Source organism: Pseudomonas sp. GW823-FHT02C05 (genome assembly GCF_058797595.1).
The window spans coordinates 20,104-27,691 of the sequence record NZ_JBXAJU010000008.1 but is presented as its reverse complement, the minus strand read 5'-3'; the positions used below and the strand labels follow the sequence as shown (position 1 = coordinate 27,691).

The window sequence follows — 7,588 nt, the reverse complement described above, 5'->3', positions numbered from 1 at the left end:
GCAGCGGACGGGACTCGAACCCGCGACCCCCGGCGTGACAGGCCGGTATTCTAACCGACTGAACTACCGCTGCGCGTCGGTTGGAGGCTTCCTTGGAAGCTTCCCTCTTTCTTGCGAAAGAGACTCAGGGAATGGTGGGTGATGACGGGATCGAACCGCCGACATTCTGCTTGTAAGGCAGACGCTCTCCCGGCTGAGCTAATCACCCTTTGCTTCGCTGAGGCCGCGAAATTTACGCAGGTAACGAAGCTAAGTCAATAGCAGGCTTGAAGTTTTTTTCAAAAACAGCAGCAAGCAGAAACTTCGCACCAAGAGCCAGAGGCGCTCCTCTTGGGCTTGCGGCCACAAACTCGCTACCACCCTTATTCCTGATAAATCATTTTCTTGGTCATGCCACCGTCCACCACGAATTCCTGGCCGGTGACAAAGCCCGAATTGCGGGACAGCAGCCAGGCCACCATGGAGGCCACATCTTCCACCGTCCCTACCCTGCCTGCCGGATGCTGGGCATGATCGGCATCGGATAATGGCTCTGCGCGACGCGCCGCAGGATCCCGGGCATCGATCCAGCCGGGGCTTACCGCATTGACCCGAATCTCCGGCCCCAGGCTGATCGCCAGGGCATGAGTCAAGGCCAGCAGCCCCCCCTTGCTCGCCGCGTAGGCTTCGCTGTCAGGCTCCGATTGCCTGGCGCGGGTAGACGCCAGATTGACGATGGCGCCGCCATGGGCGCGCAAATACGGCGCACAGTGCTTGGCCAGCAGCATCGGCCCGCCCAGGTTCACCGCCATGACCCGATTCCAGTAGGCCAGATCCAGGCTTTCCAGGGTGATGTTGTGCGGGTCGGCCACAGCGGCATTGCAGACCAGGGCGTCGAGGCGCCCGAACTGCCCCAGCACCTCAGCCACCCCCTGGGCCACTTGCACTTCATCGGCCACGTCCATGGTGATGAACCAGGCACTTTCACCCAGCACCTTGGCCACCCTGGAGCCACGCTCACGATCGAGGTCGGTCAACACCACCTGCCAGCCTTCGCTGATCAGCCAGGCAGCGATACCCAGGCCGATACCCCGGGCCGCGCCGGTCACCAGCGCGACACGCCCGTTGCCGCCGCCCTGGGGCGTGGACAACTCGATCACAAGGCTGCCAGGCCGCGAGCCAGGTCGGCTTGCAGGTCGACCACGTCCTCCAGCCCCACCGCGATGCGGATCAGGCTGTCGCGAATGCCTGCCGCTTCACGCTCCTGAGGCGCCAGGCGCCCGTGGGACGTGGTGCTCGGATGGGTGATGGTGGTTTTGCTGTCGCCGAGGTTGGCGGTAATGGAGATCAGTCGCGTGGCATCGATAAAGCGCCAGGCGCCCTCTTTGCCGCCCTTGACCTCAAAACTCACCACCGCGCCAAAACCACGCTGCTGACGCTTGGCCAGTTCGTGCTGCGGATGGCTGGCAAGGCCTGCGTAGTGCACCTTCTCGACGCCATCCTGCTGCTCCAGCCACTCAGCCAGGGCCAGGGCATTGGCACAATGAGCACGCATCCGCAGGTTGAGGGTTTCCAGGCCCTTGAGGAAGATCCAGGCATTGAACGGGCTCAGGGTCGGCCCGGCGGTACGCAGGAAACCCACCACTTCTTTCATCTGCTCGCTGCGCCCGGCCACCACGCCGCCCATGCACCGACCCTGGCCGTCGATGAACTTGGTCGCCGAATGCACCACCACGTCCGCTCCCAGCTTCAACGGCTGCTGCAAGGCCGGAGTGCAGAAACAGTTATCCACCACCAGCATTGCGCCCTTGGCATGGGCCACCTCCGCCAACGCGGCGATATCCACCAGCTCGGCCAGCGGATTGGAGGGCGACTCGACGAACAGCAGCCTGGTATTACTCTTGATCGCCGCATCCCAGCCGGACAGGTCCGCCAGGGGCACGTAATCGACTTCAATACCAAAGCGCTTGAAGTACTTCTCGAACAGGCTGATGGTGGAGCCGAACACGCTGCGCGACACCAGCACATGATCGCCGGCGCTGCACAGGCTCATGACCACCGAGAGAATGGCCGCCATGCCAGTGGCGGTCGCCACAGCCTGCTCAGCCCCTTCCAGCGCCGCGATGCGCTCTTCGAAGGAACGCACGGTGGGGTTGGTGTAGCGCGAATAGACGTTGCCCGGCACTTCGCCAGCAAACCGCGCCGCCGCATCGGCGGCCGTACGGAACACATAGCTGGAGGTGAAGAACATCGGGTCACCGTGCTCGCCTTCCGGCGAGCGGTGTTGGCCGGCGCGCACCGCCAGGGTATCGAACGCTACGCCTTCAAGGTCGCTGTCCAGCCGACCGGCATCCCAATCCTGACTCATGCCGCCTACTCCTAATGTCTTCTTAAATGCTCTGGATCAGTTGTTGTACAGATCGATGATGGCGCTGACCGCCTGGGTCTTGGCCTTGGACGCGTCGTTACGAGCGTTCTCGATCTTGTTCAGGTAGGCCTCGTCGACGTCGCCGGTAACGTACTTGCCGTCGAACACCGCGCAGTCGAAGTTCTCGATCTTGATCTTGCCACCACCGACCGCCTCGATCAGGTCCGGCAAGTCCTGGTAGATCAGCCAGTCGGCGCCGATCAGGTCTGCCACGTCCTGGGTCGAACGATTGTGGGCGATCAACTCGTGGGCGCTCGGCATGTCGATGCCATACACGTTCGGGTAACGCACGGCCGGTGCAGCCGAGCAGAAGTAGACGTTCTTCGCACCCGCTTCACGGGCCATTTGGATAATCTGCTTGCAAGTAGTGCCACGGACGATGGAGTCGTCCACCAGCATCACGTTCTTGCCGCGAAATTCCAGTTCGATCGCATTGAGCTTCTGGCGTACGGATTTCTTCCGCGCCGCCTGGCCCGGCATGATGAAGGTACGGCCGATGTAACGGTTCTTGACGAAACCTTCGCGGAACTTGACCCCCAGATGGTTCGCCAGCTCCAGCGCCGCAGTGCGGCTGGTATCCGGAATCGGGATCACCACGTCGATATCGTGCTCAGGACGCTCGCGCAGGATCTTCTCTGCCAGTTTCTCACCCATGCGCAGGCGCGCCTTGTACACCGAGACGCCATCAATGATCGAATCCGGACGGGCCAGATATACGTGTTCGAAGATGCACGGCGTGAGTTGCGGGTTGGTGGCGCACTGGCGGGTGTAGAGCTTGCCCTCTTCAGTGATGTAGACCGCTTCGCCCGGAGCCAGGTCGCGAATCAGGGTGAAACCCAGCACATCCAGGGAAACGCTTTCCGAGGCGATCATGTATTCCACGCCTTCGTCGGTATGACGCTGGCCGAAGACGATCGGACGGATACCGTGGGGGTCACGGAAACCGACAATGCCGTAGCCGGTGATCATGGCCACCACCGCGTAGCCACCCACGCAACGGTTGTGCACGTCGGTGACGGCGGCAAACACGTCTTCCTCGGTAGGCTGCAACTTGCCGCGCTGGGCCAGCTCGTGGGCGAACACGTTGAGCAGCACTTCAGAGTCGGAGTTGGTGTTGACGTGGCGCAGGTCGGACTCGTAGATCTCCTTGGCCAACTGCTCCACATTGGTCAGGTTGCCGTTGTGCGCCAGGGTGATGCCGTAAGGCGAGTTGACGTAGAACGGCTGAGCCTCGGCCGAGGTCGAGCTGCCCGCGGTTGGATAGCGGACATGGCCGATGCCCATATGGCCTACCAGGCGCTGCATGTGCCGCTGCTGGAACACATCACGCACCAGGCCGTTGTCCTTGCGCAGGAATAACCGGCCATCATGGCTGGTCACGATACCGGCAGCGTCCTGGCCGCGGTGCTGGAGGACGGTTAGCGCGTCATACAGCGCCTGATTGACGTTCGACTTACCGACGATACCGACGATGCCACACATGCGACGCAACCCCTACTTAATGAAACTGAACTGAACCCATCTTACTGAGGCGTTTTGGCCGGTAAGAGGTGCTCCTTGAACGGTATATCAGCGGGTACGCTGATACCGCTGGCCAGCCACTGACTGCTCCACCCCAATATGAGGTTCTTGGACCAGTCTGCAACCAATAGAAATTGTGGCACCAGTCGCGACTGTTGCCACCAGGAATCCTGCTGTACCGGCCCCAGGCTCAGGAGCCCGATCGCCACGACCACCAGCAGCGCGCCACGCGCAGCGCCGAAGGCCATGCCGAGGAATCGATCGGTCCCGGAGAGGCCGGTGACGCGAATCAACTCGCCGATGAGATAGTTGACCATTGCCCCCACCAGCAAGGTGGCGACAAACATGATTGCGCAGCCCGCGATCACGCGAGCCGAGGGAGTTTCGATATAACCGCCGAGGTACTCGGACAGTGAGCCACCAAACATCCAGGCAACGACTCCTGCGATGATCCAGGTAAGCAACGACAAGGCTTCTTTGACGAAACCGCGGCTCAAGCTGATCAAAGCGGAGATGGCGATTATTGCAACGATCGCCCAGTCAACCCAGGTAAATGGCACAGTGCAGCCTACAGACGGATAAGGCGGCGCATTTTAACAGAGCGCTTGGCTGTCGGTAAGCTGCGATTCACTGTGCTTTTAAAATCAAGCGGATAGCCTTAGCCACGCTCTGGCTGGAAGCGCACCACGAAACCCTTGAGATTATGCTGACGCCCCAGCAGGTCACGCAGGCGATCAGCTTCGGCGCGCTCGATCAGCGGCCCGACAAATACCCGGTTCTTGCCTTCGGCGGAACGGATATAGGCGTTATAACCCTGGCTACGCAGGGTTTTCTGCAGGTTTTCCGCGCTTTCACGGCTCGACAGACTGGCCAGTTGCACCGACCAACTGACGGACAAGCCATTGGCATCGACCCGGCTCTGGCTGGTATCGGGCTTGGCACTGGCCACGGGCTGCGGCGGAACCGGTGTTGGCGCAGGCTTGGCCACAGGCGCAGGCTTGCTGGCCACGGTCGGAGCAGGAGCCACCACCGGGGCCGGTGCGATCGGGGTCGATGGCGCTTGCTGCACCACAGGCTCGTGCTCGTCGGCTGGCACAGAGCCCTCGGGCAGTACCTGAGGCTCTGGCACAACTACCGGCTCGACCTGGACCTGCGGCATGGCCGCGGCTTGCGGCGCCGACGGCACATCCACCGTCACATGACGCTGCTCATCCTCGCGCGAGAACAGCATTGGCAGAAAGATCACCGCCAAGGCCACCAACACCAGTGCTCCGACCATTCGCTGCTTGTAGACGTTATCCAGCATTGCCATGTGCAGCTTCCTCCGTGGAGCGCCGGGCGAGCCACTCAAGCGCCTCGGCAACACAATAAAAAGAACCGAACAGCAGAATTTCGTCATCTGCAGTGGCTTGCGCGCATTGCGCTTCCAGCGCGGCAGCCACACTGGAATAGGACGCTACCGGAGCACCAAGGTTCTCCAGAGCCTGCTGCAAATCCTCCACCGGGCGCGCCCGCGGCGTATCCAGAGGCGCTACCGCCCAGTGCCGGACCGCCCCTTTCAGGCAGCCAATCACGCCCTCCAGATCCTTGTCCGCCAGCAGCCCGAACACCGCCAGACGCTTGCCCGGCACAGGCCGGCGCGCCAGGCGCTCAGCCAGGTACTGGGCGGCATGGGGGTTGTGACCGACGTCCAGCAGCAGGTTCAGGCGCTTGCCCTGCCAGTCGACCTGCCGGCGATCCAGACGCCCGGTAACCCGGGTCTGGCGCAAGGCTGCGCTGATCCGCTCCGGCTGCCATGGCAAACCGGTGAGCAGATAGGCCTGCAACGCCAGAGCGGCATTTTCCATAGGCAGATCCAGCAATGGCAGGTCTTGCAGCTCGACCGGCTTGCCCTGGGCATCCAGGCCACGCCACTGCCAATGCTGGTCAGTGACCCCAAGATCAAAGTCCCGCCCCCGCAGGAAAAACGGACAGCCCAGCTCCCGCGCCTTGTCCAGCAAGGGTTGCGGCGGATCCAGGTCGCCACATAGCGCCGGAGCGCCAGGACGAAAGATCCCGGCCTTCTCGAAGGCCACGGATTCGCGGGAATCGCCCAGGTATTCGATGTGATCGACACCAATACTGGTCACCAACGCCAGGTCGGCATCCACCAGATTGACCGTATCCAGGCGGCCACCCAACCCCACCTCCAGGACCACGGCATCCAGCGCCGCCTGCTGAAACAGCCAGAACGCTGCCAGAGTGCCCATCTCGAAGTAAGTCAGGGTGACTTCGCCGCGCCCCGCCTCTACCGCAGCAAAGGCTTCGCACAACTGCTCGTCAGTGGCCTCGACGCCATTGATCTGCACCCGCTCGTTATAGCGCAGCAGGTGCGGAGAACTGTAGACCCCCACCTGCAGGCCCTGGGCCCGCAGCAGGGAAGCGACAAAAGCGCAGGTAGAGCCCTTGCCATTGGTACCGGTGACCGTGACCACCCGGGGCGCCGGCTTGCCCAGCCCCATCTGGGACGCTACCTGCTGCGAGCGCGCCAGCCCCATGTCGATGGCCGAGGGGTGCAACTGCTCGAGGTAGGCGAGCCATTCGCCCAGGGTACGTTGGGTCATAGGTTTGCTGGAGCCGGCGGCACCACGATCGGCTCGACCGGCGCCGCGACGAATTCCGGCGTCGGCAGGCCCATCAGCTGGGCCAGCAGGTTGCCCAAGCGCGGACGCAGTTCCTGACGGGAGATGATCATGTCGATCGCACCATGCTCCAGCAGGAACTCACTGCGCTGGAAACCTTCAGGCAGTTTTTCCCGCACGGTCTGCTCGATCACTCGAGGACCGGCGAAGCCCACCAGGGCTTTTGGCTCGGCGACAATCACGTCGCCCAGCATCGCCAGGCTGGCGGAAACACCGCCGTAGACCGGGTCGGTCAACACGGAGATGAACGGGATGCCTTCTTCACGCAGGCGCGCCAGTACCGCGGAGGTCTTGGCCATCTGCATCAGAGAGATCAGGGCTTCCTGCATCCGCGCACCACCGGAGGCGGAGAAGCAGATCATCGGGCAGCGGTTTTCCAGGGCGTAGTTGGCGGCGCGCACGAAACGCTCGCCGACGATGGCACCCATGGAGCCCCCCATGAAGGAAAATTCGAAAGCCGAGACCACCACCGGCATGCCCAGCAGGGTGCCACTCATGGAGATCAGCGCATCTTTCTCGCCGGTCTGCTTCTGCGCAGCGGTCAGGCGGTCCTTGTACTTCTTGCCGTCGCGGAACTTCAGACGGTCCACTGGCTCCAGGTCAGCGCCCAGTTCGGCACGGCCTTCGGCGTCGAGGAAGATATCGATACGGGCACGCGCCCCGATGCGCATGTGGTGGTTGCACTTGGGGCAAACATCCAGGGTCTTTTCCAGCTCCGGACGATAGAGCACCGCCTCGCAGGATGGGCACTTGTGCCAAAGACCTTCAGGCACCGAGCTTTTCTTCACCTCGGAACGCATGATCGAAGGGATCAGTTTGTCTACTAACCAGTTGCTCATGCTTTCTTTCTCCAGTACCGGCGGCCCGAACGCTCTGGTTCGCAGCCCCGCGTATGCCCTTGAGCTAAATTCATGTGTGCGGCGATGATCAGTTCGCTGCCGCGGTCAGCACCGGGCTCGACCTGCCTGCAACGAACCTT

General features: G+C 62.3%; 7 protein-coding genes and 2 tRNA genes. All 9 read right to left on the bottom strand.

The window, feature by feature from the left end:
• Positions 1-73 (bottom strand) — tRNA-Asp (locus AC1RGE_RS31840).
• A gap of 59 nt (positions 74-132) precedes the next feature.
• Positions 133-208, bottom strand: a tRNA-Val gene (locus AC1RGE_RS31835).
• 154 nt (positions 209-362) lie between these two features.
• Entirely contained in the window at positions 363-1,139 is a 777-nt protein-coding gene (locus AC1RGE_RS31830; protein WP_401027815.1) for an SDR family oxidoreductase, read from the bottom strand.
• A complete protein-coding gene (locus AC1RGE_RS31825; protein ID WP_065363485.1) occupies positions 1,136-2,347 on the bottom strand; it encodes an O-succinylhomoserine sulfhydrylase in 1,212 nt (403 codons plus the stop codon). The genes AC1RGE_RS31830 and AC1RGE_RS31825 overlap by 4 nt, the downstream gene beginning before the upstream one ends.
• A gap of 36 nt (positions 2,348-2,383) precedes the next feature.
• The gene (purF, locus tag AC1RGE_RS31820; RefSeq protein ID WP_011060388.1) at positions 2,384-3,889 is read right to left on the bottom strand and encodes an amidophosphoribosyltransferase; all 1,506 of its coding nucleotides are present in this window, start codon (positions 3,887-3,889) and stop codon (positions 2,384-2,386) included.
• Positions 3,890-3,930: 41 nt separating this feature from the next.
• Positions 3,931-4,488 carry a CvpA family protein gene (locus AC1RGE_RS31815; protein ID WP_011060387.1) on the bottom strand — a complete coding sequence of 186 codons (558 nt, stop codon included), beginning with the start codon at positions 4,486-4,488 and terminating at the stop codon, positions 3,931-3,933.
• Positions 4,489-4,586: 98 nt separating this feature from the next.
• The gene (locus tag AC1RGE_RS31810) at positions 4,587-5,240 is read right to left on the bottom strand and encodes an SPOR domain-containing protein (RefSeq protein WP_011060386.1); all 654 of its coding nucleotides are present in this window, start codon (positions 5,238-5,240) and stop codon (positions 4,587-4,589) included.
• Positions 5,224-6,531, bottom strand: coding sequence for a bifunctional tetrahydrofolate synthase/dihydrofolate synthase (gene folC, locus AC1RGE_RS31805; protein WP_053150239.1), 1,308 nt, complete (start codon positions 6,529-6,531; stop codon positions 5,224-5,226). The genes AC1RGE_RS31810 and folC overlap by 17 nt, the downstream gene beginning before the upstream one ends.
• Positions 6,528-7,448, bottom strand: a complete 921-nt coding sequence (gene accD / locus AC1RGE_RS31800) for an acetyl-CoA carboxylase, carboxyltransferase subunit beta (RefSeq protein ID WP_019094939.1) — start codon at positions 7,446-7,448, stop codon at positions 6,528-6,530. The genes folC and accD overlap by 4 nt, the downstream gene beginning before the upstream one ends.
• Between the last annotated feature and the right edge of the window lie 140 nt (positions 7,449-7,588).